The sequence below is a fragment of the Cyanobium sp. CH-040 genome, assembly GCF_024346135.1.
In the GTDB taxonomy this organism is placed as follows: domain Bacteria; phylum Cyanobacteriota; class Cyanobacteriia; order PCC-6307; family Cyanobiaceae; genus NIES-981.
The window spans coordinates 134,120-157,692 of sequence record NZ_JAGQCJ010000006.1; the positions used below are offsets into that span (position 1 = coordinate 134,120).

Consider the following 23,573-nt stretch of genomic DNA (forward strand, 5'->3'; position numbering starts at 1 on the left):
GGGGCTGGTGGGTGCTCCCTCAGGCACCCTTGCGAGATGTCCACCTGTTCCGGATCGGTGGGGGCGATCCAGCGAGGATGGCCTCAATGCAGGTGGGAGATCCATGGGTAGTTGCGCGACAGGCAGGACTCTCCGGTTTGCGATCCTGCCCCTGCTGATCGCTGCTGCCGCTGCCCCAGCCCTGGCCATTCCCCGGCTCGACCTCAAGCCCTACCCGGCTCCAAGAGCTGGTGAAACGCGCTGGGTGATCCAGCTGCCGGGGGTGTTGCGGTCCAGTGCGGATCCGGCGATGTCGTCCGATCCCGCCGACTGGCGGGTGGAGCTGATCGTGGGCAAGGAGCTGGATGTGGACTGCAACCGCCAGCTGCTGCAGGGCCGCATCACCCCGGAGAGCGTGCCCGGCTGGGGCTACACCGTCTACCGGGTGAGCGGCGGCGAGCGGGGACTGTCCACGCTGATGGCCTGCCCGCCGGATCAGCCCCCGCGCCGCTCCTTCGTGCCCCTGGCCGGAGAGCCCACGCTGGTGCGCTACAACGCCAGCCTGCCGATCGTCATCTACGCGCCCAAGCATCTGCAGGTGCGCTGGCGGCTGTGGAAGGCCGAGACCGGCCAGCAGGAGGCCGTCAGGCGCTGATCCGGGGTTCCCCTGAGGTCGTGGACAGCTCAGGAGGGATCACGCCATGGCCATCAGTGCTGGCTGTATGGCATCAGCTGCCGATCTTCGGAAGCAACAACCCAGAGCGCTCGCGATAGGCTTCAAAATTGTCGTAACGAGATAACGACTCATCCTTACGGCGCATGTTGGGGAGACAGACCGCGAAGAAGATGCCTGCCAACACGACAAGGGGCTGCCAGTGCATGGGCGATAAGCAGATGGGATTTAGCGATAATATGCAGACCACCCCCAAGAGGCAGGCCACGCGGGAGAAGCCCTTGGCCAGCGTGGTCGAATTGTTTACGACACCGGGCAGAGATCTCCTCAATAGCGACGCTGGCTTTGAACCCGGGCTCTAGGGTTCGGTTTTGCCCCAATAGTGGCCCCTCTCTCGGGGTGGTGCCCCGCCTCAGAGGTTAGCGATAGAGCCTGTCCTGAAATACCAGACCACTTCAGGGAGACAGGCGACATTGGATCTTGTAATGAACCCAGCGGCCATTACAGGTAGAACGCCAGCGATACCTTGCAATGGCAAAGCTTGCACTTATGAGTTAAGTGCAAGACTCCATAATGCCTATTTACGAGAAGAAGCTATCGGCATCGAAGACGATCCCGGAGCCAAAACGATTCCCATTGTAGAAGAGCTTTAACCTATCTGTCTCAAGATTAATGCTGAATGACCCCGATGCACTTGGCGGTATCTTGTTAATGAGGTCATCCAAGTCAGCCCTAAACCTACCTATTACAAAGTCTCTGGCGTCAAGCCGGCGGTTCCTATTGGCATCATAAATCAAGGGAGCCTTGGCAATACCCTTAAATCGATTGATCTGTGTGTATGCATAGAATCCTCTGAATGTTTCACCATCGGCTCGAACTTTCCATCGACCTTTGTTCCCGTCCGCACTCCATCTGCCGGTGATGATGTCTTTGCTCATGATCTTAGAGCTAAACACAATAAAACAATGCTAGGCAGCGATGGAGCGCTCGTCAAGCAACTATCGGGAGCTTCACCCTCCAGCTTTAGAACACATGAGCAGAAGAGTACTGGCGCAAAATGATTAGACTTCTGCTACTGATGTGAACTGCATAAGCACTAGCCTGTGCATGCTCAAGACCAAAGGATGCTAGCGCTTAGATCTGATTATTAAGGTAGTCCAAGAAATTGGACTGAAAGGCGTCAGTGATAGCGCTGTTCTGAAGATCAACCTTCGAGATCATTGATTGTATTCTGCCTTTGAAGATCTCTTGGCATGTGCTGAGTGGCGTAGTCATTGCAACCTGAAAATCTGCATCAATACTTGAGCCGCCGTCTGTAGGCAAGATCCTCGTGCGCGCTTCTGCCTCATCCACGAGGAAGTCGGTGGCTTTGTTGGCCTTTCTTAGGGCCTTGCCCTCAAAGACTGCAAAGAAGACTAGGCCATACGTTTCACCCCCCTCTGTGATCAGATCGGCGCCAACCTTCATGCCCAGCTTTCGCCTCTTGATCTCTAGGTCAGTCTGCCTAACCTTAATCTCAGAAGGCTGGCCCCCAGTTGAAGCGACTTGGTACTCGATCAGCTTGTCGAAAAGTTTTTGAAGTGGCTTTCTAATGGGGTTCTCATCTTGTTCGTCAAAAAGTCGTTTGCCACACTTGAGATATCGAATAGGATCAGACACTTTGTTGGGACCATGATTGCCTACCTTAGCGAAGCAGACGACAAGCGCAGAAGAGGAAACACGTCTTAACATTGCAGAGGATAATCGGGCGCAAGTTTGGGGATAAGAGATTCGTTTGACTCCATTTCCAGAAGGCATGTAATTTAGTTGCCTCTTTAAGTGAGCTTTCAGCTTTGCGTACTCGTTGATAACGAGCTGAAACTGGATTGGCAGACTTAGACGAAGTCTCCCAGCTTCCCAATGGCATCGTTCCTTCCGCTGGAATCCATGGTGGACTACCTGGCATGGCGCTTGGGCCCTCCCACGTCCTACGCCCAAGCCCAGCGTCTGTTTGACCTACTGGTGCTGCGCGGCATGCTCATGCCGTGGAGCGGGATCAATGGGTTCTGGGAGCCCTTCCTGGATCCGCACCATCTGTTACCGCGACCACCCCTGCTTGCGCGGTGCCCATTACCGACCAGCCTCAGCCCACCACCTCCTGAGGGTGCCGGCAGAACTGGCACAGGTGCTCCAGCATCCGGGCTACGTGTGCGCCATCGACAAGGGCGTGATGGGCCTGCACGGCGATCGGCAGCAGCTCCGCCCCCTTACTCCGGAAGCTGCGGCCGGTGCTGATCACGGTTATCCAGGCCTCCGCGAAGCTCCCGCAGTGGAGGGCATCGCCGATGCGATGGCGGAAGCAGGAGCTGGCGTTGATGGACCGGCAGATCAGGCAGCAGAGGGTGGTGTAGAAGCACAGATCGCGGGCCGCAATGAACTCCCCGAAGCCACTGATGTCGATCTGGCTGCTGATGGAGAATACCGGCACCTGGTGGTTGCTGAATCACTCGAACGGCCGGCAGCGGGGGTAGCGCTCGAGATCCACCGGTGTGCCGGTCTGTGAGGCCATCGCTCCCTCGTGCGCGCTGGTCTGTTCTGCCCTGTCCATCCCCTCCCGGCCGCGCAGCCAGGGGTGGGCGGAGCCAGGCTCCCTATCTGCCTGATCCCTTTGCCTGGTGACGGGCCCTGCGGGGGCTTCTCGGCGGACCTGCTCTGCAAGCCCAAAACCCAGAGCTGGGGTGCAAGGGAACGGAGGGGGTGGGATTCGAACCCACGGACCCTTGCGGGTCGCCGGTTTTCAAGACCGGAGCCATCAACCACTCGACCACCCCTCCAGGGTGGGGCCGTGGCACCGGGAACGGCGACGCGGCAGCTGAATTTTCCCATGGCAGCCGGGGCGGTCGTGACACTTTCACCGCCTGGGCCCCAGCGGCGCTCCACTGCTGCACCACGGGGCTCACAGTGGGGGCGCATCCGATCCCGGCGAATCCCCCTTGGCTCCTGCGCTGCCGCACCCCTCTCCCCGGCCCGGTTCCGGAAGCAGCCCGCGCCAACGCCCGCGCCCGCGTCTGCGGATCCTCCTCCTGGCCCTGGCCGGTGTTCTGATGGGTGCGTCCGGGCAGGCGGCCCGGGCGGAAACCGTGATCGAGCGCGCCGCCCGCACCGGTGTGATCAGCGTGGGCACCCGCGCCGACCTCAGTCCCTACTCCTTTCGGAACGACCGGGGGGAGCTGGTGGGTTACGGGATCGACGTGGCCCAGTTGGTGGCGGCCGAGGTGTCGCGCTACCTCGGCCGGCCGGTGCGGGTGGAGTTCGAGTCCGTGGCGGATGCCGACACCCTCTTCCGGCAGGTGAGCCGCGGTGAGATCGCCCTGGCCTGCGGATCGCAGTTCACCTGGGAGCGGGAGATGTTCGTGGATACCTCCATCCCCTTCAGCCTCTCGGGCATCCGCATCCTCACCCGGGCGCAGGGGCTGAACGGCACCGCCGAATCGCTGGCCGGCAAGCGCATCGCCGTGGTGCCTGGGTCGCTCGGGGAGAGGGCGATCCGTGACCTCACGCCCCAGGCCATCCGGGTTGCGGTGCCGGGCCTGCAGGAGGGCCTGGCGGCCCTGGGCTCCGCCAGGGTGGATGGGGTGGCGGGCGACAGCATCCTGCTGGCGGGCGCCGCTCGAGCGGCCGGCACCCACGGGCTGGCGCTGGTGCCCCAGGACCCTCTGGTGCGCTACGCCGTGGGTTGCATGATGCCGGAGAACAATTCCACCTTCCGCAACCTGGTGAACCTGGCCATTGCCCAGATGATCCAGGGGTATGTGATCGACGATCCGGCCGCCACCGCCACGGTGAACCGCTGGCTCGGGCCCGGTGGCGTGCTGGAACTGCCGCCGGATCTGATCAAGGCCTACTTTCAGACCGTGCTGCTGAATCACGAGCAGATCAACGTTCCCACCACCCGCTAGACAACCCAGGTCACCGATGACGATCACCTCCCGCGCCGGCATGCTGGGCTTTCTGGTCTCGCTGGCGGCCTTCACCCAGCCAGCTGGTGCCGCCGCCAGTCGGCCCGCCGCCGAGGCCGCGATCCCCGCTGCGCCGACCTCGATCGAAGCCCGCCTGAGCCGGATCGCCGCAGCCGTACGCGAGCGGCAGGCCCGGCTGGGGGAGGCGGCAGGCCCGTTGGCTGATGCCGGCACACCCGTGGCCGCCTTCGTGAACGATCCCCGGGGCGCTGCCGTGGCTCGACCGGTCGGCGGGTTCGTCAACGGCCACCCCTACTACGGCGGACCTGCGAGGGGCTTCGTGAACGGAGGGGGCGGGTTCGTCAATGCCGCCTACCGCGGCGGCGGCTTCGTGAACGGCGGCGGTGGGTTCGTCAATGCGCGCCCCGGCGGCGCCGCCTTCCGGAACTGGTGAGCGGCGGTGCTGGCACCTGGCTTCGGGCCGATCGGTCTGGTGGTGATCCAGCCCACCCCGTTCTGCAACCTCGATTGCGACTACTGCTACCTGCCCGATCGCGGCAACCGCGCCCGCCTGCCGCTCGAGCTGGTGGATCCGATCCTCAGGGCCGTGCTCACCAGCCCCTTCGTGGGCGGCGACTTCACCGTGCTCTGGCACGCGGGGGAGCCGCTGGCCGTGCCGGTGCGCTTCTACGACGAGGCGACGCGGCTGCTGCGGGAGGCGGAAGCGCGCTACAAGCGCCATTCGCTCGCCATCGGCCAGAGCATCCAGACCAACGGCACCCTGATCGATCAGGCCTGGTGCGACTGCTTCCTGCGCAACGGCATCCAGGTGGGTGTGAGCCTCGACGGGCCTGCCTTCCTGCATGACGCCCACCGGCGCACCCGCACCGGCCTGGGAACCCATACCGCCACCATGCGCGGCATCGCCCACCTGCAGCGCAACGGCATTCCCTTCCATGTGATCGCGGTGCTGACCCGCGAGTCGCTCGATCATGCCGACGCCATCGTCGAGTTCTTCCTCGAGAACGGCATCACCGACGTGGGCTTCAACATGGAGGAAACCGAAGGGGTGAACAGCCGCTCGAGCCTGGAGGCAGCCGGCGCCGAGCTGGCCTACCGCGCCTTTCTGGAGCGGGTGTGGGAGCTCAGTGAACGGAGCCAGGGCCTTTTCCGGCTGCGGGAATTCGAAACCACCGGCGCCCTCGCCTGCAGCGATTCACGGCTTGAACGCACCGACATGAATCGCCCGTTCGTGATCCTGAACGTGGACCATCAGGGCAATTTCTCCACCTTCGATCCGGAACTTCTGGCGGTACGAACCCAGGAGTACGGCGATTTCGTGCTCGGCAACATCCTCACCGACTCCCTCGAATCGGTGTGCGCCACCGAGAAGTTCCAGCGCATCCACCACGACATGCAGGCCGGCATCGACCGCTGCCGCGCCACCTGTGAGTATTTCGGGCTGTGCGGCGGTGGCGCCGGCAGCAACAAGTACTGGGAGCACGGCACCTTCGACTGTGCCGAAACCCAGGCCTGCCGCTACCGCATCATGATCGTGGCCGATGTGGTGCTGGCGGGTCTGGAGGCCTCGCTGGGGATCACCCCTGAACCGGCAGGAGCCGCACCGCTCGAAGTCTGGTGATCCCTACCTGTGCCGCCCTGTGCCAGCACGAACGGGCTCCATAGGCTTGCTGCACTGCCGCTGCAACCGTCACGATCCATGGACCCCATCCAGCCCGTTCCCGAGGCCATCAGTCACCGCCAGCTCGCCCATCTGCTGCAGAGCGCCGTGGCTGATCCGGCCGCCGCCGAGGCAAGCGGCGGGGATGGGGTCGAGGGTGGCTCGAGCCCTGAGCTGGACGCCCTGCTCCAGGCCTATGGCGAGCTGAGCGTGCGGCTGCTCAAGGCCTTCGAAGGGGCCGGAGATGAACTCGCCCGGGGCCGCACCCCCCGCCAGCTGATGGCCATGGGTGCCCTGCGGGCCCACGCCCACATGGCCCTGCAGGCTCTCACTGCGAGCCGGGCCTGAACGATCCGGACACCTGGGATCAGTTGCTGCGCCGCCATGTCGATGGGCATGGCCGGGTGGACTACGCGGCCTGGGCCGGCCGCGACGCTTCCCTGCTCGCCGACTGGTTGAGCCGTCAGAGCGACCGCACCGACGGCCGCCAGGACGCCCTGGCCCACTGGATCAACCTCTACAACGCCTTCACGGTGCAGGCGGTGCTGCGCCGCTACCCGATCGACTCGATCCGCCCGCGGCTGCTGGGCGTTCCCAACCTGCTGGGACTGCTGCGCTTCTTCTCCCGCAGGGAGCACCGGCTCGGGGAGCGGCCGATCAGCCTCGGCGAGATCGAGCACCGCATCCTGCGTCCCCTGGGCGACCCCCGCATCCACTTCGCGATCGTGTGCGCGTCGATCGGCTGCCCGCTGCTGCGCAATGAGGCCTACAGGCCCGAGCGGCTGGAGGACCAGCTGGAGGACGACGCCCGGCGCTTCATCCGCAACCCCACCAAGGTGCGCTACGACGCGGCGGCCAACGTGCTGCACTGCAGCCCGATCTTCCGCTGGTACCGGGCGGATTTCGAGGCCGTGGCGCCGTCGCTGGCGGCCTACATCCTGCCGCGCCTGGCCACCATCCCCGCCGGCGCGCCCGGCGAATCCAGCCAGCCGGACCCGGCCCTGCGCTTCCTGCCCTACGACTGGAGCCTCAATCAGCAGCTTTCTCAGCGCACATCGGGATAGAGGCGGCGCAGGCGCCGGGGGGACACGCCCAGGCCCCAGAGCACACCGATCCAGAGGTAGAGCGCCGTGGCCTTCCACGGCCCCCAGCGGCGCACCCGCCGGTCGGAGCTGATCACCACCCGCTGGATCAGCCGGATGCGGCCGAGCTTCACCAGGCGCAGGCAGAGGTCGCCGTCCTCCAGCAGCGGCAGCTCGGTATTGAAGCCGCCGCAGGCCTCGAAGCTGCTGCGCCGCATCACCATCACCTGGTCGCCGAACAGCAGCCGCAGGCCGCGCACAAACAGATGGGGCCGGAACAGCAGCGGTGCCAGGGAGGTCTTGGCGGCATTGAGGCTCGAGATCAACCAGCGGGTGCCGGTGTCGCCGGCCATCAGCGACACGAAGCCGGCGCCGGCCACCGCCGGATCGGCCAGCACCCGCGCCGTCACCGCCACCAGGTCGTCGGGCACCAGGGTGTCGGCGTGCAGGAAGCAGAGCAGTTCGCCCCGGGCCCGGGCGGCTCCGGCATTCATCTGCGCCGCCCGTCCCGCCATCGGCGCCTGCAGCACGGTGGCTCCAGCGGCGGCGGCGATGGTGGTGGTGCGGTCGCTGCTGCCGCCATCCACCACCAGCACCTCCAGTGCCGGAGGATCGAGCACGCTCAGCTGACGCAAGGTGCGGCCGAGCCAGGCCTCTTCGTTCAGCACCGGGATCACGATCGAGAGCGACGGCGCCGGCACGGTGGACACACCCGCGGGCGGTGCGGGTTTCACCAGGGCAGTTCCTCGCCGTTGGCATGCAGGAAGCGGCCGCTGCTGGCGGGTGTGAGCGCGTCGATGCGCTGCAGCAGGCCCTCCACGGAGGTGCGCGGTGAGATGCCCGAGGACGTGAATCCGGTCATGCGGGTGCTCACCATGCCCGGATGCAGGATCGCCACGGCGATGCCGCGGGGCGCCAGGTCGATCGCCAGCGACTTACCGGCCATGCACAGGGCCGTCTTCGACATCCGGTAGCCGTAGTAGCCACCGGAGCCGTTGTCGGCGATCGAGCCCATGCGACTGGTGATCAGCACCAGCTTCGAGCCCTCGTGCAGCAACGGCAGCAGGGAGCGGGTGAGCAGCAGCGGCGCCACCGCGTTCACCTCGAACTGGCGGCGCAGGCTGTCGGCCTCAACGCTCTCGAGGCTGTCGGCCTCCAGCAGCCCGGCGTTGTGGATGAGCAGATCGAGGCTGAGATCCCCCAGCCGCCCGCGCAGCTCCTCGCCCGCTGCCGCGTCGGTGATGTCGATCCCGGTTTCCACGCGCACGTCCAGCTGCTCCAGCTCCGGCGAGGTGTGGCGGCACACGGCCACCACCGAGGCGCCGCGGCCGCTGAGCTGACGGCAGAACTCCAGGCCGATGCCGCGGTTGGCGCCGGTGATCAGAACGCTGCTCATGGGGTTGTCAGGGGGGTGAAGCTGACAGGTTCGTACTTGCTCACCGCTACCGTCCAGGCCCGCACGGCCAGGCTCTGCAGCCGCTGCACGGTCGTCTCGGTGTCCCCCCCGGCGATCCATGCCGCCTTGAGCGCGGGCAACTGGTCGTTCATCACCTCCATCGGCATCACCACCAGCAGCAGGCTGGCGCCTGCGGCGGCCCGCCGCAGGGGGCCCTCGTCGCTGCGCTGCCACACGCGCAGCAGCAGCTCCAGCGCCAGGGCGCGACCGTCCTCGCCGGGATCCTCGCTGCCGCCGGCGGCGGCACCGAGGGATTTGCCCGCCAGCGGCAGGGCCCGGCCGCCGTTCTGCTCCAGGAAGGCCATGGCGATCAGATAGGGGGCGTCAGCCATGGGGAGCAGATCCGGCAATGCCCCACCCTGACGCATGACATCCCCTCAGGCCGTTGTCCCCATTTGCGGGTAGACGCAGGCAAGTGGAGGTTCATAGCCTTTTCGGAGCCAGCAGTTCAAGCCCAATTCCAGCCCAAGGACTCCAGTCAGATCTGGAGCTCTTGGTGGTCTGTTCATGCGGCATCGTCACCATCGATCTCCAAGGACAGTTGTGTCGACTGACAAGGTGGAAACCATCGCTTCCAGGCTTGATGGCTACAGGACCTTGCTGGCACATGCCCGCAGCAACGGTGAGCCGGCACTGGTGCGCAAGCTTGAGCAGCAGATCAGGGAACTGGAGGCGTTTCAGCAGCGTCACCCCGAGGAGGTCGTGGCTCCCTCGCCCTTCGAAGTGTTCTGCGATCTCAATCCCTCTGACATCAACTGCCGCGTCTACGACGACTGACATGTCCACCTTCACGACATCGTTCACGACATCCCTGACTGTCGGTGAGCTTGAGGCCGGTTATCCGCTGTACTGCAAGGCTTTGCGCATCCTGATTCGGGAGGGAAAATCTCTGAAGATGGTTCAGCGAACCGTCTGCTGGACCCGGCTTCAGACGCTTCATGCCTGCTTGCCACGCAGCTATCGGGATCCGGAGCATCTCTACGTTCTGCTCAAACGGGAGTGGGAGGCTCAGAGCGTGTGACCCTGGCCGCTCGCATTGCCCGCAGATGGGGACATCGGTGACAACCTCGAAGTTCCTAGGCTGCATTCAGAACCGAAGCAAGACGTTGGACACCCATTCCGTGACTGGTGCGCAGCCCTGCGCACAGCCTGAAGTCGCCGGGAGCCTGCAGCCCACCACCTGCCTGGGACGCACCTGTTTGAAATGGACTCCCGACGGGGAACTTTCGGCTCAGGATGTTCAGCTCATTCTGCAGCGCCTTGGCCAGGTGGACGCACAGATCGGAGTAGGCTGAGGCTTTCCCCCTGAGACGGCAGGGTGTTGCTCCGGGTTGCCTGGAGCAGAGGCGTCGCCATGGATTTCACCCCCTATCTCACTGGTCTGGAAGCGAGCGACTCAGACGAGAGGCTGCTCTCACTGAAGCTGGATGGACGGGTTGCCCTGGCGATGAAGGGCAGATTGTTCCTGAGGTCGATATGTTCCAACTTCAGCAATCCTGCTCAGATCGGCTGTGCAGTGACTGATGAGGAATCTTGCCTTGAATACATCACGGAGTCAGCGTTCGATCTGCTGATCTGCACCGATTTCCTTGAAGAGGGAAATGGCTTTCAGCTGGCCTGCAAGGCCAAGCAGATCAGGCCGAATCTTCGCGTCATTGTGCTTGCTCTTGGTGACGTCATCCCAACGGAATATGCTGATGTTCCCTGGCTGGATGCCGTTGTGGCCGAGGCGGATTTCGTCGAAGATCAGCATCCCCTCCAGGCGGCCGTGCTGGCGGTGATGGGCCACCATGCCTACAGGAGCCCCTCCCTGCGCAGCGGCAGGCTGCCTTACCTGAGCTGCCCGCGTCTCACACCCCGCGAATACGAGGTTCTCGATCTGCTCGCCAGTGGCATGACCGACCGCGAGATGGCAGAGGCCCTGGTGATCTCGGAGGAGTCTGCGCGCACCTACACCAAGCGGCTGTTGCGCACCCTTGGAGTGCACAATCGCTTGCAGGCGGTTCTCAAGGGGATGCGCTGTGGGATGGTCCATCTCTGACGTCCACGACACCACCCCGCAGAACGCCGGCCGGAGTCGCGTGGGTGGCGGCTACGAGGCCGCCGTGCGGCGCATCTGGCGTCACGCCGAACCTGGCTCGCCCGACGCCTCGGCGGTGCTGCGCGCGCTCGTTCACGACGCCACGCTGGCCCCCTCCAGCCACAACACCCAGTGCTGGCGCTTCCGGCTGGAGGACAGCGCGATCACGCTGCTGCCCGATGCTCAACGCCGCTGTCCGGTGGTCGATCCGGACGATCACCATCTGTTCGTGAGCCTGGGCTGTGCCGCCGAGAGCCTGGTCCACAGCGCGCTCGCCCACGGGTGGCTTTGTGAGCCGGTCTTCCACGGGGGAGCTGATCCATCGCTGCGCTTGGCGCTGCTGCCCACGGTCGCGCTGCGCACGCCGTTGTTCGAGGCGATTCCCCACCGGCAGACCACGCGGGCGGACTTCGACGCCCAGCCCCTCTCCACGGAGGAGCTGAAGCTGCTGGAGGCTGCCGGTTCAGGCCCCGGCGTGCAGGTGCATCTGCTCACCGGCCGGCAGGCCATCGAGGCGGTGGGCGAGTTCGTGGTGGAGGCGAACACCGCCCAGCTGCGCAACCAGGCCTTTGTGGCTGAGCTGAGGCACTGGATCCGCTTCAACGGCCGGGAGGCGGTGCGCACAGGGGATGGCTTGTTCTCCGCCTGCACCGGCAATCCCGGCCTGCCCACGTGGCTGGGCCGGGCGCTCTTCCCGTTGGTGCTGTCGGAGCGCAAGGAGAATGAGCGCTACACCCGGCAGATCCGCAGCTCCGCCGGCATCGCCGTGTTCGTCTCCCAGCGGGACGATCAGCGCCACTGGATCGAGGCCGGCCGCGCCTTCCAGCGCTTCGCGCTCCAGGCCACCGCGCTGGGCGTGCGCACATCGCACCTCAACCAGCCGGTGGAGGTGGCTCCGATCCGGGCCGGGTTCGCCCGGTTTCTGGGTGTGGCCGGCGGCCGACCCGATCTGGTGATCCGCTTCGGCCGCGGGCCAGTGATGCCGCGATCCCTGCGCCGGCCCGTCGATGCGGTGCTGGTGTAGGCCCGTCAGCCGCGGCCGCCGCAGTCCGCCACCAGCCGGTCGAGCTCGGCCTGCATGTGGTTCACCACCTGTGCGTAGCAGGCCTGCACGTAGGCACGGTCGCGGCTGGCGGCGTAGCCCGTGCGTTCGAACACCACCGGTGCGCACACCCGCGTGTGGATGCGGGCGGGCAGCGGCAGGTTGGGCAGCGGCCCGAAGGCCAGCCCCCAGGGCAGGCCGAGGTAGAGCGGAAACACCTCCGGGTCGATGCCCAGCAGCCAGGGCATGCCCTTCTCGTGCAGCCGGCGCGCCTGGGCGGTGCAGTCCTCGAGCACCACCAGCGTGTCGTGGCCGCCCCAGGAGATCAGCGGGATCACCGGCAGCTCGTGCCAGAGGGCGAGGCGGATGAAACCGGTGCGGCCGCCGAAGTGGATGCGGTCGCGCAGGCGGTGGGGCCGGAAGGCGTCCTCACCGCCGCCGGGATACACCAGCACGCTGTGGCCCTGCTCCAGCAGCGCCAGGGCCTGGCGGGCATGGAAGGGCACCGCGCCCACCCGGGCGGCCAGGTCGGCGGCGACGGGAAAGGCCTGCCACACCTTGGCGTGGGCCAGGCCGAACACCTGCCGGTCGGTGCCGAAGCGCCGCACCCAGTCCACCAGGAACATGGGCAGATCGGGGGTGGCCAGACCACCGTTGTGGGAGCCCACCAGCAGCACCTGGCCCCGGCTGGGCATGTGCTCCCAGCCGCTGGTGCGCACCCGGAAGTAGTGGCGGTAGAACCACTCCCACACCGGCATCAGCCGGCGGATCACGCGCGGATCACGGCGGATCGCCGGCTCGGGGAGGTGGGGCAACGGTGGTGAGGTCGGCTGTGGCATACACGATGATGCCGGGCCTGGACGCGGCGCCGGAGAGCAGAACGATCCTGTCGCCGTCCTGGTGGAAGGTGGTGCCCCGGAAACGGCCCTGCAGCGGCTGACCGGGATCGGGCTCCAGCAGCACGAAGCGCCGGCCGCCGCCGCCGATGGGATGCAGCTCCGGATCGACCTCCACGTAGCGGATGGCGCCGCCCCGGTGCGCGCTCTGGTCCTGATAGACGACGAAGGCTCTGCCGCCCACCCGCAGCAGGGCGGGGTCGTAGATGTTGCGGGTCTCACCCTCCGCGGACTCCACCAGGGGGGTGGGCAGCTGGGTCCAGGTGCTGCCATCCGTGGAGGTGGCCAGCCAGATGGCGCGCAGACCCCGGCGCTCGCTCCATCCCGAATACAGCATCACGTAGCGCGACCCGAACCGCTGCAGCGGATGGTCGTAGGCGCGGGTGTAGGTGGCGTTGCGGGTGTTCACCGCGTCGGCACGGATGCTGGTGCCCTGGCGTCTGAACCGCACGCCGTCGCTGCTGGTCCACAGATCGGTGCGGGAGTTGTCGCCATGGGCCCAGAGATGCAGGCGCCCGCTCTCCTCGATCCAGAGCACATCGGGGATGGCCACATCCCGGATCAGGGGGTTGTCCGGGTGTTCCCGCCAGGGGCCATCGAGGCTGTCGGCATAGGCCAGGCCGATGCCGGCGTGGTTGTGCGCCGAGTAGTAGAGGTAGTAGCGGCCCAGGGGGTTGGCCACCAGGCCGTCCACGCGGATCACGGCCGGGCGCTCCAGCTGCCCGCGGGGCGCGAAGCTGAGCGACTTTCCCTCCAGGGCCACGCCCCGCAGGGTGAAGGGCGGCAGGGGGCCCGGTTCCGCCCGTCCCGCCACCCCGCCCAGCAGGCAGGCGGCTGCGCAGAGCACCGCCAGCAGCAGGGGCCTGGTTCTGCTCACGGGTCCGGCCTCAGGGGAGTGGCGACAGGGCTGGGTGTTCCCTGACTGCCATGGGCAAGGCCAACGCCAGCGTTCGATGATGTGTGCGGTTGTCCATGGCAACGATAGGAGGCAGCTGTTCGATGGAGGTTGTTGATCAGTTCTTGCCGGAGGACGATCTGCGCTGCATCCGTGCGCGGATCATGGGATCGGATTTTCCCTGGTTCTTCAACGACAGTGTTGATTATCTGCCGGGGCATCCAGGTCATGATGCTGCAAACCTTGATGATTACCAGTTCACGCACCTCTTTTATCTTGCTCGTGGTGAAGATGGCTCGCCTCGTGGGCGTCTCAGTCTTGAAATGCCGCTGTTGTTGCCTCTGACGCGCAGGCTTGGCATCAAGAGGGCCGTCCGCATCAAGGCGAATCTCAATCCCCGTACAGAGCGCCGCACTCAATACCACTTCCATACGGATACCAGTCAGCACTGCTGGACTGCGGTTTACTACCTTAATACCAACAATGGCTTGACGGTTTTTGAGGATGGTCGAACGGTTGAGAGCGTCGAGAATAGAATTGTGATTTTCGATTCGTCTGTCAGGCATACTGGCACTAGCTGTACCGATCAAAAAGTGCGCCTCGTCATTAACCTGAACTTCCACAGATTCTGATTGGATGGCTTCTTTTGCGGATCGCCCTGTCGCCGGAGGCGGAATTCGAGCTGCGGCTCGATGGCGGTGATCCGCCTGGGGAGCTGCTGCTCAGGCGGGTTGCTGCCGCTACGGACAGCCAGGCCCCGCGCTGATCGCCGACGGTTCGCGGATCACGATCGCCGTGAGGTCTTCGCGCACGTCCCTGGCCTCGATCGGCGGATCCTCGCCGGCGGGCAGGGGCCGGCCGGCGCGGTCGAGGAACTGGGGCTGGGTGCAGAGGCTGATCAGCACCGCACCGCCCGTGGCGGGGTTGAGCGGCTGGGCTTCGAACAGATAGGGCCCCAGCCGCCGCCCCCCCAGGTGGGTGAAGTGCGGCCCCAGCCGCACCGCGGCGAAGGCGCTGGCGGGCAGGCGGTAGGCCTGAAACAGAACGCCGCTGAGCTGGGGCTTGCCGCGCAGCAGCGGCAGCAGCTCGGTGAAGGCCAGGGTGCCGCCGGCCCGGGCGGCGGGGGCGCCAGCCAGGCAGGCCAGCGTTGCCGCCAGGGCTGCGATCAGGGCTGTGGGCACGGCTGCGGCGAGGGTGGAGCCGGGGAGGCAGGATCGCGCCATCGAACACCGCCTCCATCGCGGCTGAGCAGGCGTTGATCCTCAGGCCGTTTCGATCGCGGCCAGGGCCCGGTTCACCCTCCTGAAATCAAAGCCGATCGAGCGCAGAGCGTGCCAGAGATGCCCCTGCAGGAACATGAAGGCCAGGAAGAAGTGGGCGTTGGCGAGCCAGGCGCGGGCCGTGTGGGCGAGGTAGGGCAGGCTGTCGGTGGTGTCGGCGAAGTAGGGGGCCAGGCCGAACTGCAGCGACAGGCCGGGGCCATAGAACTCCACCGGATAGACGGTGGTGTTGCTGGCGCACCACAGGCTGGCGACGAAGCCGGCCAGGGCCACACCGCCCAGCGAGTAGGAGAGGATGCCCTCGGCCGAGAACACCAGCAGCCGGCGGGCGAAGGGCAGGGGCGGCACCAGGATGTGCCAGAGACCGCCGGCGGTGAGCATCAGCGCCACCACCACGTGACCGCCGAGCACATCCTCGAGGCTGCTGATCGAGAGGAAGTGGGTCTGGTACGACCAGATCGTGAGCAGATCCACGTTCGGCACCACGGTGCGCACCGTCTGCAGCGCCGGGTCGTAGAGGCCATGGTGCTTGCCCCACTCCACCAGGGCCGTGGCGCCGAGCCCCAGAAAGATCAGGTGGTGGCCGAGGATCAGTCCCAGCTGCCGGGGATCGTCCCAGGAGAAATCGAAGCGCCGGGCCGCACCTTCGGCCTCACCGAGATCGATGGGGGCACGGAAGAGGTGCCACATGCCGCCGGCGGCGAGCACCGCGGCGCTCACCAGATGGAAGGCGGCGATGGCCACGATTCCCTCGGGCTGGGTGATGGCGCCACCCTCGCCCACACCGATGCCCAGGCGGGCCAGATTGGGCAGCAGGATCAGGCTCTGCTCGCCGAGAGGCAGGGTGGCGGTGTAGCGGCTCAGCTCGAACATGGTGAACGAGCCGGCCCAGAACATGATCAGGCCGGCATGGGCGGCGTGGGCGGCGATGAAGTTGCCGGACTGATTGACGAAACGGGAATTGCCAGCCCACCAGTCATAGGTGGGGGCTGGATTGCCATAGGACTGCATGAGGACCTTGTGAAGGCCACTAAACCCTATGGAGTGCGATTGCAGGGGATCTGACCGATGTGACCGCTGCCTGAGCGGATGTTGACGGTTGCGGGTGATGCAGGAAACAGCAGGCGCTGAGATTCAGACGCCTGCCGTGGGGATCTTCTCCACCAGCTGCTTCATCACCCCGTGGTTGAAGTCGCGGGATTCGTGCAGCAGCATGTCGAAGGCGTCGGTGGTGAGCCAGAAGGCCTGCAGGCCCTGCTCGCCGGCCTGCAGATCGGCCGAACGGGGGGAGTTCCTGATCACGGCCATCTCCCCGAAGATCTTGCTGCCGCCCAGTTGCACCGTCTGTCCATCCGCCGTGTGCACCACGGCCTGGCCATGGAGCACAACGCCCAGCCCGTCGCAGGGATCGCCGCGCCGGAACACGGTGTCGCCCGGCGCCCAGCGGCGTACTTCGCCCCGGGCCGCCACCTGGATCAGGCCCGAGGGCGGGAGGTCGGTGAACAGTTCGCTGTCGGCGAGGATCGGCAGTTCGTCCATGTCCTCGGTCCGCTCTCCGCGCAGCGCCGATTCGAGGAAGGGTGAGCTGGGAAGACCCTGGCGCGGTTGGCGCAGGGGCCGTGAGCCGTTGCCGTCGCCCCGCTGCCGGTCCACCAGCAGCACCCAGCCGGCGGTGTCGGGGTCTGGATCCTGCCAGAGCAGATCCAGTGCTTCGTCGAGGCTGCCTTCGGCGTGGTCAGTCTCCGTGGGCATGGAGAGGTCCGCTGACGCGAAGCGCTCCGCCAGTTGATCCTTCAGGCAGCTGGTGCGATCGGCCATCGCCCGCGCCAGCGGCGCCAGCAGAGGCAGGGATTCGGCCTCGCGGTGCAGCAGCAGGGCCAGACCGCGCTCGCGCCGCAGCTGCTGCCAGCGCTCCAGGAGCCGGTCCTGCTCCTGAGCACCGTGCGGGCCGAATTCGCCCAGCACGGTGCTCCACTCGCCGTCGTCGAGACCACTGCTCTTGCGCACCTGCTCGAGCTGCTCCCGCTGCCGTGCCGAAAGCTCCTCGGGCTGCAGCACCTCCAGGCCCGCCATGCTCATGAGCTGATGCAGCGCCTCCCGGGCGGCGTCCTGGCGGAGGGTGTGCCGCTGCTGGTCGAGGCCGTCCATCGTCAGCAGGCCCTGATCCTCCTCGGCCAGCTGGCGCACCACGGCGTGGTGATCCTGCTCTTCGAGGTTGAGATTCCGGCGCAGTTCGTCGAGCTGCAGCATGGAGCTGGCCGTGGAGATGCGGCCGGTGCGCAACAGATCCTTGAGCACCCCCTGGTACACGTCCCGGGCCCGCTGCAGCGACATCACCGGCAGGGCCTTGGCCAGGGTGAACACCTCCAGCGGCGAGAGGTCGGCAAGCTGGCGCCCTTCCAGGGCCTGATCCAGCCCCGGCACCTTGGTGAGCTGCCGCCGCAGGCTCTCGCTGGTGCTCTCGCGCCGGTAGAGGCCCTCGTCGCGAGACCAGGAGCGGAACAGCCACACCGCCGTGAGCGCGGCCACGAAGAACTGCAGCGTGCGTTCGCCGGCGATGCCGGCGACGGGGAAGACGTTGCTCTTGAAGAAGAAGAACAGATTCAGGGCCACCAGGGTGGCGATCAACCGCGTGCGGTGGATGGCGATGCCACGGCTGCGCTCGGGATCAGCGCTGCCCAGCCGCCTCTCCAGCAGACGCTCCAGCCGGCCGAACAGCTGGACCGAGCCCCAGGCACCGAGGGAGAGTCCTGCCGGGATGGCGACCAGGCGGGGGATGGACAGGGAGCCGACTGCCGGCATCGGCTGCAGCACCAGCTCCTGGAGGCGGGAGTCGTAGGTGAAGAAGCTGTCGTGGAGGTAGGTCCAGGCGCTCACGCCGGTGCCGGCGCTGGTGGCCAGGATCAGCAGGTAGAACGCCAGCACGATGCCGGGGTAGGAGTACCAGGCCCAGTTCAGGCCGCGCTTGCCTGTGAGGTGGGCCCAGTAGCTGCGCTCCGAGTCGATGTCGATGCAGGGCGTGGCGCAGGCCACGCAGACGCTCACGTCCTTGCCTTCGGCCGACACCGTGCGGCACATCGACTGGGTGGTGCGCGTCGAGCCGCTCAGGTGCGCCGGGGTGCCGAGGGAGCCGCGGGGGCCGGTGATCACGGTCTGCACCGGCCCCAGGGGACAGAAGTACTGGCACCAGCTCTTGCCGCCGTAGGCCCAGCCCACCACCAGGGCGCCGATCAGGGCCGAGAGGCAGAGCAGGGCCAGCACCAGGGCGCTGCTGTTGGCCACCAGGATGCGCAGGCTGAGGCCGGTGAGCAGCAGGCTCCACTGCAGCTGGATGTGGTGGCGGCCCAGCCAGGACGCCGGCTCGACCAGCACCAGCCTGGGCTTGCCCTTGGGCCCGCTCACCATGCGCTGCAGCTTCAGCGCGCTGAACACCTGCGACACGAACGACAGCGGACAGATGCGCCGCCAGAGCTCGTGGCTCACCACGATCGTGAGCAGCACCAGGGGCAGGCCCAGGTTCCAGAACAGGTCGTTGCCCCAGTTCCCCCGGCACCAGCCCAGGCCGTCACAGGCCGGCGTTGGTTGCCAGGGCGTCAGCCCCGGCAGCAGCAGCATGGCGATCAGCAGGATCCAGCCCGACAGCAGGGCCCAGCGCGCCACGCGCAGGCGGCTTTCCGGCCAGAGGTGAAAGCTGGGCATCCGGAACCACGGCAGGCCTGCGGAGGATAGCCGAGGTCAGGGAATAACCAGCTGCCCGCATTGACCGTGCGGAATCTCATGCCCACCGCTGGGAGATTGGCGGCCGGCGCATGCTCCCGAACCCACACATTCCAGGCACCGGCCGGCGCCGCCGTGCACGATCATTCGCATCAGCGGCCGCGGATGATCCGCTGATAGCGCCGTTCGTTGGCGGCGGCCGCGAACCCGAAGATCACCACCGCCGCCGCCAGGGTGAGGCAGAGCAGGGTCATCAGCGGCAGCAGGCCCGCCATCAGCGTGAGGGTGGAGGTGTCGATCGCACCCCGCTCCAGCCGTGCGAGCACTGCAGGGGGATTGGCCAGTAGGGGTTTGCTGAACCACAGCCACAGCGTCAGCGCCCCCAGCAGAGCCAGCAGCCCGGCTCCCACCGCAGGCCAGGCGGACAGGAACCCGGCACGCCGGGCCAGAAACCGCTGCTGCTGTTCCGTCAGTTCCATTGCCCGTGCAACCTTGGCCTGCGCCTACCGCTGCGGCACCAGATCGCCCGGCCGCCAGCTCTGGTTGAACCAGGGCTCCAGGGGCCCATAGAGCCGCAGCAGCACATTGTAGCCCCGCCCCGGCAGGGTCTGCACCCAGTTCCCTTCCCGCCCCGCCGGCGCGGTGGGCCCGAACCACACGGTGACGCTGCCGTCGGGATTGGTGCGCAAGCCCGGCAGGGTGCTGTCCACACCCGCCAGCTTCTGGTCGGTGGGCAGCAGCGAGCGGGTCTGGTTGTCGTACACCGTGAACGACCAGAAGTCCTTGGCCGGCACCGGGCCCGGCAGGGTGATGCTGTAGGTGCGGCCGCCATCGAGGTACTGGCCTCTGGCGTCGCGGAACACGCCGGCATAGGCCGAGCCGGAGCCCGGCCGGGCCTCGCTCATGGCGGGGGTGATGCCGGTGGCGTAATAGAAGAACATCGCCCGGGCATCGAGCAGGCGCTCAGCACCGTCGAGGAACTGGTAGCTGCCGCCCACGAACGGCGTCAGCCACTGGCGGTTGCTGTAGATGCGGGTGCGGGGATCGCGGGAGGCGAACAGGTTGGAGCGGGCGATCGCGTTGGCCACCGCCACCGATTCCTTGAGGATTCCCTTCATGCGGGCATCGGGCTCGAAGGGCTTGCCCTTGCGGATGCCGATGGCGCCGTACAGGCCCACGGTGTCGGGGTCCACCCAGTCGGCCGGCTCGGTCTGCACGGCGGTGTTGAGTTCCTCGAAGAAGCTGAAGTCGTTGGCGCTGATGGTGTTGAACCGCTGCCCGGAGAGGTTCACGAAGGCGGTGGCCGGCGGGCTGGCTGCGCTGGCCAGGGGAAAGACCGCCGCCTTCGCCTTCACCCCCGCCGTCGCCGCCGCCACATCGCCCTTCTCCACGAAGGCGCGGTAGAAGATCAGCAGGGTGTTGGTGCGGGGCCTGAGCACGTGGTAGCCCGTGGCCGGTGCGCTGGCGCTGGAGCCGGGCGGGATGAACAGATAGTCGCCGCCCCGGCCCTGATCCGGACCGGTGAGGCCCACATCGGTGACCCAGCGGAAGTCGGCGTCATCCACCGGCCCCAGCACCCGCGGCGGCACCCGCAGCACCATCGGCCCCTCGCGCAGGTCGAGGCAGGCCATCACGTACACCGTGGTGGTGTTGGGCGTGAGGAACAGGGAGCGGGCATCGAGCAGGGTCTCGGCGATGCCGATGGCGCGGTTGCGGGCAACGCCCGCCTGCTCCAGCCCTCGGCAGGCCGCCACCACGGAGGTGGCGGACATGCCTCGCAGGAACGCCTCGATGCCGCGGCTGAAGTCGAGCTGGTCGTAGGCCCGCTCCACCGTGGCCGGATCGGGGGCGCCGTCCTTGAAGCGCAGAGGGCCGATGCGGGTGTTCTGGCTGTCGGGGGTGGTGAGCTTGGCCGGCACGTCGGGCTGGAAGCGGCCCGAGCCGGTGCGAGCTTCGGCCAGGCCTGCGCCGGGCGCCAGGGCTACCGCAGCGCTGAGCAAGGTGCCGATGGCGCGGGGGAGAGGGCAGGTCATCCGGGGAAGGTAGGCAGGGTGGGCGTGGAACGCCACTGCCGGTGTTGAACGGACACGCCGCCTCACCCCCAGCGGCACGAGGCCGGGGTGGTCGCCTGACGCCCGGCGCCTGCGACCAGCATGGAGGTGTTGCCGGCAGCGACGTGATGGACACCGCCGACTGAATCCGGCGGCACAGCTGCCGCCGGGAACTGCCGCGCAGCGGCGCCATGCACGTGCCGGTGCGGATCCATGCCGGGCAGGAGCTGATGGAGGCCATGGATGAGAACGTTGGCCAGCCCTGTGGTGCCGGATGGGCACTGGGGCGCGGATACCCGCAGGTGGCCGCTCTGCTTGTGTGGATGATCCGGCCCCGCCAGTGCTTGCCCGATGACGGTTCACAACCTCAGCGACACGCACTCGGTGGCCCTCAGCTTTCTGGCCGAATTGCGGGATCGGGATCTGCAGCGCGACCGGGCGCGTTTCCGCCACAACCTGGAGCGCCTGGGGGCGATCATGGCCTACGAAATCTCGCGCCAGTTGCCCTATACCCAGCGCACGATCGAAACGCCCCTGTCGGCCATGGCGGTGACCGTGATGCAGCATCCACCTGTGCTGCTCACGATCCTGCGGGCAGGCCTGCCCTACTTCTCGGGCTTTCAGTATTTCTTCGATCAGAGCGACTGTGGCTTCATCGGCGCCTACCGCAAGGAGAGTGACAGTCAACTGGCCATTGAGATGGAGTATGCAGCTCTGCCGCCGTTGACCGGCCGCACGGTGCTGCTGATCGATCCCATGCTCGCGACGGGCCAATCGGTGGTGCGGGTGTGCAACCAGTTGCTGCAGGACGAGCGGCCGCAGCATCTGCATCTGGCGGCACTGGTGGCGGCGCCTGAAGGCATCCGCCACATCCAGGAGAATCTCAGCGTGCCCTATGACCTGTGGACGTTCGCGATCGATGAACGCCTCAACCAGCAGTTCTACATCGTGCCGGGCCTGGGCGACGCCGGCGATCTGAGTTTCGGCGAGAAACTGGGCGAGAACGCCTAGGCCGGCTGCTCCAGCTCCTGGGCCAGCAGGTCCTGGGCGAGCAGCAGCAGGGCCACGCCCATCAGCGCCAGGGCGGTGCCACGCTGGTCGTCGCCGCTCAGTTCGAGCGTGCGGGCGGTCTGCAGATGCTCAGGCCAGCTGAGTCGCATGTCGTGACGCCGCAATTCATTGAATTCTGGGCGGGGAAAGGGACCGCAGCGAAGGCCGTTACAACACGAAACACTGACACGGGACCCTCTGGGTAGCCTTTGTTACGTCCAATCGGTATCCACTCGATACCGTTCCGCCATCCGTCGGCCGGAGCCATGGGCCAGTCCATCGAACTCTCCATCAGCCAGCGCTTCGAGATCGAGCGCTTCAGCCGTGCCATCGATGGCACCGCCGATCCCGAGGCGCTGCGCGACATCGCCAAGAAACTGCTGCAGGCCTGGCAGACCCAGAAGGCGGCCACCAACTGGGCCATCAGCCAGCAGATGGGGGCGTCGCCGCTTGCACAGCACGCTGCTCACGAAGCGCCGTAGAAATCAGCGGTGTCAACACCACCAGGGCCAAGCCATCGAGTCTCCTGGTGAGGGCCCTGGCTTCGGCAGGGCCTCTGGCTTGGAGCGGCAACGGCCAGATAGCGAGCCGGGAGTTCTCCACAGACTGTTGAACCCGGAAGACCCGATCCACAGGCAACGTCAGTGCCTGCAGCGCACACACATGGCGTGATCCGCTGTGCACCATCGCTTCTCAAAGTGCAAATCGCACGACGTGATGTGTGAATCCAGAGAGCTGCTGCTGAATGCAAGAACGTAACGGAAAGCTTGGCTCTGTATCGAACGCTGGATACCGTTAGCAGGGTCTGGCAATTGACGCGAGCCAACGCTCGCAGCCGCAGTCATGGAGGCGATCCTCAACTCGTTTTTGACGCCTGGAGGCCTTGTCGGGCATCTGGCATACGTCTTTCTGTTGTTGTCGATGCTGATGCGCAAGATGGTGGCGCTACGCATCTTCTTTGGCTGCAGTTTGCTGCTCGACATTATCTATATTGTGGTGTGGGTTCGCGATCCTGTTCTGCTCTTGTGGGAAGTGGTTCTGTTCGTGATGACCGTTACTCAGCTGGTGCTTATCTTGTGGTATGATAGGTTTGCTCGGTTCAGTGATGAAGAGCGGGCTTTTGCTGTCAGCCGATTGCGGGGCTTGTCACCCAGGCAGACTCGGCATTTGCTCGATCAGGGTCAGTGGAGGGATTTACCTCCAGACACCGTGCTCACCCACGAGAATCAGCGACCGCTGCAGCTCACGTACATCGTTTCTGGATCTGTCGGTGTCTATGTGAATCAGCAGCGCATCGCCAGTTGCGGCTCAGGTCGCTACATCGGTGAGATGTCGGTTCTTGATCAAGAACCCGCTTCCGCCACTGTGCTGGTGGAGGATCCAGTCAGGGTGTGGCAGCTGCCCACCGACAGACTGGACCGCCTGAGGGTCCAGAACCCTGCTGTTGCAGCTGTGCTGGAAGCGGGAATTGGACGCGATATGCGCAGGAAGCTGGTGGACATCAACGCTTCCAGTGCCACTCGCGTGGCCGGAGCCTTCCAGGATCCATCAAGCGCCGTCTGAGTGACGATCAGTCCGACAGGCAAGGCATCAAGGGGATGGGTCCCCTCTTCGGCGTGCCCACACACAGGCACGCACAAGCCACGTTTGCCAGACTCAAGATCGAATTGCGATCTCGCTCATGTCTCTGAGACTCTGCATGCCTCATCAGAACGAACTGTGCAACCGGTTCGCCCTAGTAGAATGACCAAGA

29 protein-coding genes and 1 tRNA gene are annotated in these 23,573 nt (G+C 66.1%); 14 read left to right on the forward strand and 16 right to left on the reverse strand.

From position 1 onward, the window contains the following. Nucleotides 1-103: 103 nt before the first annotated feature. On the forward strand, nucleotides 104-634 hold the full coding sequence (locus KBY90_RS07705) for an ecotin family protein (RefSeq protein WP_254967953.1): 531 nt from the start codon (nucleotides 104-106) through the stop codon (nucleotides 632-634). Nucleotides 635-707: 73 nt separating this feature from the next. Here KBY90_RS07705 and KBY90_RS07710 read toward each other — a convergent pair whose 3' ends face one another. The 5 genes from KBY90_RS07710 to KBY90_RS07730 all read right to left on the reverse strand — a co-directional run bounded on the left by KBY90_RS07710 (nucleotide 708) and on the right by KBY90_RS07730 (nucleotide 3,465). Beyond that, nucleotides 708-860 (reverse strand): hypothetical protein, encoded by a 153-nt coding sequence (locus KBY90_RS07710; RefSeq protein ID WP_254967954.1) that lies wholly within the window; start codon nucleotides 858-860, stop codon nucleotides 708-710. Between the two features lie 373 nt (nucleotides 861-1,233). Next, nucleotides 1,234-1,590, reverse strand: a complete 357-nt coding sequence (locus KBY90_RS07715; protein WP_254967955.1) for a hypothetical protein — start codon at nucleotides 1,588-1,590, stop codon at nucleotides 1,234-1,236. A 196-nt stretch (nucleotides 1,591-1,786) separates the two neighbouring features. Further along, complete coding sequence (locus tag KBY90_RS07720; protein WP_254967956.1) at nucleotides 1,787-2,311, reverse strand: hypothetical protein; 525 nt, start codon at nucleotides 2,309-2,311, stop codon at nucleotides 1,787-1,789. A 463-nt stretch (nucleotides 2,312-2,774) separates the two neighbouring features. Beyond that, entirely contained in the window at nucleotides 2,775-3,119 is a 345-nt protein-coding gene (locus tag KBY90_RS07725; RefSeq protein WP_254967957.1) for a CatA-like O-acetyltransferase, read from the reverse strand. Between the two features lie 261 nt (nucleotides 3,120-3,380). Then, nucleotides 3,381-3,465 (reverse strand) — tRNA-Ser (locus tag KBY90_RS07730). A 270-nt stretch (nucleotides 3,466-3,735) separates the two neighbouring features. Between KBY90_RS07730 and grrP the strand changes: the two genes are divergently transcribed. From grrP to KBY90_RS07755, 5 genes are all read left to right on the forward strand, one after another. Beyond that, nucleotides 3,736-4,590, forward strand: a complete 855-nt coding sequence (grrP, locus tag KBY90_RS07735; protein ID WP_254967958.1) for an extracellular substrate binding-like orphan protein GrrP — start codon at nucleotides 3,736-3,738, stop codon at nucleotides 4,588-4,590. A gap of 16 nt (nucleotides 4,591-4,606) precedes the next feature. Then, nucleotides 4,607-5,044, forward strand: a complete 438-nt coding sequence (grrA, locus tag KBY90_RS07740; protein WP_254967959.1) for a GrrA/OscA1 family cyclophane-containing rSAM-modified RiPP — start codon at nucleotides 4,607-4,609, stop codon at nucleotides 5,042-5,044. Between the two features lie 6 nt (nucleotides 5,045-5,050). Then, nucleotides 5,051-6,232: a cyclophane-forming radical SAM/SPASM peptide maturase GrrM/OscB gene (gene grrM, locus KBY90_RS07745; protein WP_254967960.1), complete on the forward strand. Its 1,182-nt coding sequence runs from the start codon at nucleotides 5,051-5,053 to the stop codon at nucleotides 6,230-6,232. Between the two features lie 78 nt (nucleotides 6,233-6,310). Then, the gene (locus KBY90_RS07750) at nucleotides 6,311-6,619 is read left to right on the forward strand and encodes a hypothetical protein (protein WP_254967961.1); all 309 of its coding nucleotides are present in this window, start codon (nucleotides 6,311-6,313) and stop codon (nucleotides 6,617-6,619) included. 23 nt (nucleotides 6,620-6,642) lie between these two features. Further along, a complete protein-coding gene (locus KBY90_RS07755; RefSeq protein ID WP_254967962.1) occupies nucleotides 6,643-7,335 on the forward strand; it encodes a DUF547 domain-containing protein in 693 nt (230 codons plus the stop codon). Here the strand turns inward: KBY90_RS07755 and KBY90_RS07760 are convergent. The 3 genes from KBY90_RS07760 to KBY90_RS07770 are packed head-to-tail and all read right to left on the reverse strand — an operon-like array spanning nucleotide 7,317 to nucleotide 9,141. Then, nucleotides 7,317-8,087: a TIGR04283 family arsenosugar biosynthesis glycosyltransferase gene (locus tag KBY90_RS07760; protein WP_254967963.1), complete on the reverse strand. Its 771-nt coding sequence runs from the start codon at nucleotides 8,085-8,087 to the stop codon at nucleotides 7,317-7,319. The two genes, KBY90_RS07755 and KBY90_RS07760, sit on opposite strands and share 19 nt — an antisense overlap. After that, the gene (locus KBY90_RS07765; RefSeq protein WP_254967964.1) at nucleotides 8,084-8,749 is read right to left on the reverse strand and encodes an SDR family oxidoreductase; all 666 of its coding nucleotides are present in this window, start codon (nucleotides 8,747-8,749) and stop codon (nucleotides 8,084-8,086) included. Before KBY90_RS07765 ends, KBY90_RS07760 begins: the two co-directional genes overlap by 4 nt. Continuing rightward, the gene (locus KBY90_RS07770; protein WP_254967965.1) at nucleotides 8,746-9,141 is read right to left on the reverse strand and encodes a hypothetical protein; all 396 of its coding nucleotides are present in this window, start codon (nucleotides 9,139-9,141) and stop codon (nucleotides 8,746-8,748) included. Before KBY90_RS07770 ends, KBY90_RS07765 begins: the two co-directional genes overlap by 4 nt. Nucleotides 9,142-9,367: 226 nt before the next feature. Here KBY90_RS07770 and KBY90_RS07775 point away from each other — a divergent pair, with 226 nt between their 5' ends. The 4 genes from KBY90_RS07775 to KBY90_RS07790 all read left to right on the forward strand — a co-directional run bounded on the left by KBY90_RS07775 (nucleotide 9,368) and on the right by KBY90_RS07790 (nucleotide 11,913). Further along, a complete protein-coding gene (locus KBY90_RS07775; RefSeq protein WP_254967966.1) occupies nucleotides 9,368-9,586 on the forward strand; it encodes a CP12 domain-containing protein in 219 nt (72 codons plus the stop codon). Nucleotide 9,587: 1 nt separating this feature from the next. Beyond that, complete coding sequence (locus KBY90_RS07780) at nucleotides 9,588-9,830, forward strand: DUF3136 domain-containing protein (RefSeq protein ID WP_254967967.1); 243 nt, start codon at nucleotides 9,588-9,590, stop codon at nucleotides 9,828-9,830. A 333-nt stretch (nucleotides 9,831-10,163) separates the two neighbouring features. After that, nucleotides 10,164-10,850: a response regulator transcription factor gene (locus KBY90_RS07785; protein WP_254967968.1), complete on the forward strand. Its 687-nt coding sequence runs from the start codon at nucleotides 10,164-10,166 to the stop codon at nucleotides 10,848-10,850. 40 nt (nucleotides 10,851-10,890) lie between these two features. Continuing rightward, complete coding sequence (locus tag KBY90_RS07790; RefSeq protein WP_254967969.1) at nucleotides 10,891-11,913, forward strand: Acg family FMN-binding oxidoreductase; 1,023 nt, start codon at nucleotides 10,891-10,893, stop codon at nucleotides 11,911-11,913. 5 nt (nucleotides 11,914-11,918) lie between these two features. Here KBY90_RS07790 and KBY90_RS07795 read toward each other — a convergent pair whose 3' ends face one another. Continuing rightward, a complete protein-coding gene (locus KBY90_RS07795; protein ID WP_254967970.1) occupies nucleotides 11,919-12,746 on the reverse strand; it encodes a lysophospholipid acyltransferase family protein in 828 nt (275 codons plus the stop codon). Beyond that, nucleotides 12,712-13,704: a hypothetical protein gene (locus KBY90_RS07800; RefSeq protein WP_254967971.1), complete on the reverse strand. Its 993-nt coding sequence runs from the start codon at nucleotides 13,702-13,704 to the stop codon at nucleotides 12,712-12,714. Before KBY90_RS07800 ends, KBY90_RS07795 begins: the two co-directional genes overlap by 35 nt. 122 nt (nucleotides 13,705-13,826) lie before the next feature. Between KBY90_RS07800 and KBY90_RS07805 the strand changes: the two genes are divergently transcribed. Next, nucleotides 13,827-14,354 (forward strand): 2OG-Fe(II) oxygenase, encoded by a 528-nt coding sequence (locus KBY90_RS07805; protein ID WP_254967972.1) that lies wholly within the window; start codon nucleotides 13,827-13,829, stop codon nucleotides 14,352-14,354. A gap of 108 nt (nucleotides 14,355-14,462) precedes the next feature. Here KBY90_RS07805 and KBY90_RS07810 read toward each other — a convergent pair whose 3' ends face one another. The 5 genes from KBY90_RS07810 to KBY90_RS07830 all read right to left on the reverse strand — a co-directional run bounded on the left by KBY90_RS07810 (nucleotide 14,463) and on the right by KBY90_RS07830 (nucleotide 20,752). After that, nucleotides 14,463-14,945, reverse strand: a complete 483-nt coding sequence (locus KBY90_RS07810) for a hypothetical protein (RefSeq protein ID WP_254967973.1) — start codon at nucleotides 14,943-14,945, stop codon at nucleotides 14,463-14,465. Nucleotides 14,946-14,984: 39 nt separating this feature from the next. Then, on the reverse strand, nucleotides 14,985-16,013 hold the full coding sequence (locus KBY90_RS07815; RefSeq protein WP_254967974.1) for a chlorophyll a/b binding light-harvesting protein: 1,029 nt from the start codon (nucleotides 16,011-16,013) through the stop codon (nucleotides 14,985-14,987). A 123-nt stretch (nucleotides 16,014-16,136) separates the two neighbouring features. Further along, a complete protein-coding gene (locus KBY90_RS07820) occupies nucleotides 16,137-18,701 on the reverse strand; it encodes a cyclic nucleotide-binding domain-containing protein (protein ID WP_254967975.1) in 2,565 nt (854 codons plus the stop codon). 170 nt (nucleotides 18,702-18,871) lie between these two features. After that, complete coding sequence (locus KBY90_RS07825) at nucleotides 18,872-19,198, reverse strand: hypothetical protein (RefSeq protein WP_254967976.1); 327 nt, start codon at nucleotides 19,196-19,198, stop codon at nucleotides 18,872-18,874. Nucleotides 19,199-19,222: 24 nt separating this feature from the next. Continuing rightward, on the reverse strand, nucleotides 19,223-20,752 hold the full coding sequence (locus KBY90_RS07830; RefSeq protein WP_254967977.1) for a DUF1254 domain-containing protein: 1,530 nt from the start codon (nucleotides 20,750-20,752) through the stop codon (nucleotides 19,223-19,225). Between the two features lie 369 nt (nucleotides 20,753-21,121). Between KBY90_RS07830 and upp the strand changes: the two genes are divergently transcribed. Further along, nucleotides 21,122-21,781 carry a uracil phosphoribosyltransferase gene (upp, locus tag KBY90_RS07835; protein ID WP_254967978.1) on the forward strand — a complete coding sequence of 220 codons (660 nt, stop codon included), beginning with the start codon at nucleotides 21,122-21,124 and terminating at the stop codon, nucleotides 21,779-21,781. Here the strand turns inward: upp and KBY90_RS07840 are convergent. Then, complete coding sequence (locus KBY90_RS07840; RefSeq protein ID WP_254967979.1) at nucleotides 21,778-21,930, reverse strand: hypothetical protein; 153 nt, start codon at nucleotides 21,928-21,930, stop codon at nucleotides 21,778-21,780. The genes upp and KBY90_RS07840 overlap by 4 nt on opposite strands. A 156-nt stretch (nucleotides 21,931-22,086) precedes the next feature. Between KBY90_RS07840 and KBY90_RS07845 the strand changes: the two genes are divergently transcribed. Next, on the forward strand, nucleotides 22,087-22,302 hold the full coding sequence (locus KBY90_RS07845) for a hypothetical protein (RefSeq protein ID WP_254967980.1): 216 nt from the start codon (nucleotides 22,087-22,089) through the stop codon (nucleotides 22,300-22,302). Between the two features lie 361 nt (nucleotides 22,303-22,663). Next, the gene (locus tag KBY90_RS07850; RefSeq protein ID WP_254967981.1) at nucleotides 22,664-23,383 is read left to right on the forward strand and encodes a Crp/Fnr family transcriptional regulator; all 720 of its coding nucleotides are present in this window, start codon (nucleotides 22,664-22,666) and stop codon (nucleotides 23,381-23,383) included. Nucleotides 23,384-23,573 lie beyond the last annotated feature (190 nt).

Excerpts from the sequence above, each read along its gene's own strand:
- KBY90_RS07705 (WP_254967953.1), top strand. The coding sequence starts at position 104 with ATGGGTAGTTGCGCGACAGGCAGGACTCTCCGGTTTGCGATCCTGCCC.
- KBY90_RS07710 (WP_254967954.1), bottom strand. The coding sequence starts at position 860 with ATGCACTGGCAGCCCCTTGTCGTGTTGGCAGGCATCTTCTTCGCGGTC.
- KBY90_RS07715 (WP_254967955.1), bottom strand. The coding sequence starts at position 1,590 with ATGAGCAAAGACATCATCACCGGCAGATGGAGTGCGGACGGGAACAAA.
- grrP (WP_254967958.1), top strand. The coding sequence starts at position 3,736 with ATGGGTGCGTCCGGGCAGGCGGCCCGGGCGGAAACCGTGATCGAGCGC.
- grrA (WP_254967959.1), top strand. The coding sequence starts at position 4,607 with ATGACGATCACCTCCCGCGCCGGCATGCTGGGCTTTCTGGTCTCGCTG.
- KBY90_RS07750 (WP_254967961.1), top strand. The coding sequence starts at position 6,311 with ATGGACCCCATCCAGCCCGTTCCCGAGGCCATCAGTCACCGCCAGCTC.
- KBY90_RS07765 (WP_254967964.1), bottom strand. The coding sequence starts at position 8,749 with ATGAGCAGCGTTCTGATCACCGGCGCCAACCGCGGCATCGGCCTGGAG.
- KBY90_RS07770 (WP_254967965.1), bottom strand. The coding sequence starts at position 9,141 with ATGGCTGACGCCCCCTATCTGATCGCCATGGCCTTCCTGGAGCAGAAC.
- KBY90_RS07780 (WP_254967967.1), top strand. The coding sequence starts at position 9,588 with ATGTCCACCTTCACGACATCGTTCACGACATCCCTGACTGTCGGTGAG.
- KBY90_RS07785 (WP_254967968.1), top strand. The coding sequence starts at position 10,164 with ATGGATTTCACCCCCTATCTCACTGGTCTGGAAGCGAGCGACTCAGAC.
- KBY90_RS07805 (WP_254967972.1), top strand. The coding sequence starts at position 13,827 with ATGGAGGTTGTTGATCAGTTCTTGCCGGAGGACGATCTGCGCTGCATC.
- KBY90_RS07810 (WP_254967973.1), bottom strand. The coding sequence starts at position 14,945 with ATGGCGCGATCCTGCCTCCCCGGCTCCACCCTCGCCGCAGCCGTGCCC.
- KBY90_RS07815 (WP_254967974.1), bottom strand. The coding sequence starts at position 16,013 with ATGCAGTCCTATGGCAATCCAGCCCCCACCTATGACTGGTGGGCTGGC.
- KBY90_RS07820 (WP_254967975.1), bottom strand. The coding sequence starts at position 18,701 with ATGCCCAGCTTTCACCTCTGGCCGGAAAGCCGCCTGCGCGTGGCGCGC.
- KBY90_RS07825 (WP_254967976.1), bottom strand. The coding sequence starts at position 19,198 with ATGGAACTGACGGAACAGCAGCAGCGGTTTCTGGCCCGGCGTGCCGGG.
- KBY90_RS07830 (WP_254967977.1), bottom strand. The coding sequence starts at position 20,752 with ATGACCTGCCCTCTCCCCCGCGCCATCGGCACCTTGCTCAGCGCTGCG.
- upp (WP_254967978.1), top strand. The coding sequence starts at position 21,122 with ATGACGGTTCACAACCTCAGCGACACGCACTCGGTGGCCCTCAGCTTT.
- KBY90_RS07840 (WP_254967979.1), bottom strand. The coding sequence starts at position 21,930 with ATGCGACTCAGCTGGCCTGAGCATCTGCAGACCGCCCGCACGCTCGAA.
- KBY90_RS07845 (WP_254967980.1), top strand. The coding sequence starts at position 22,087 with ATGGGCCAGTCCATCGAACTCTCCATCAGCCAGCGCTTCGAGATCGAG.
- KBY90_RS07850 (WP_254967981.1), top strand. The coding sequence starts at position 22,664 with ATGGAGGCGATCCTCAACTCGTTTTTGACGCCTGGAGGCCTTGTCGGG.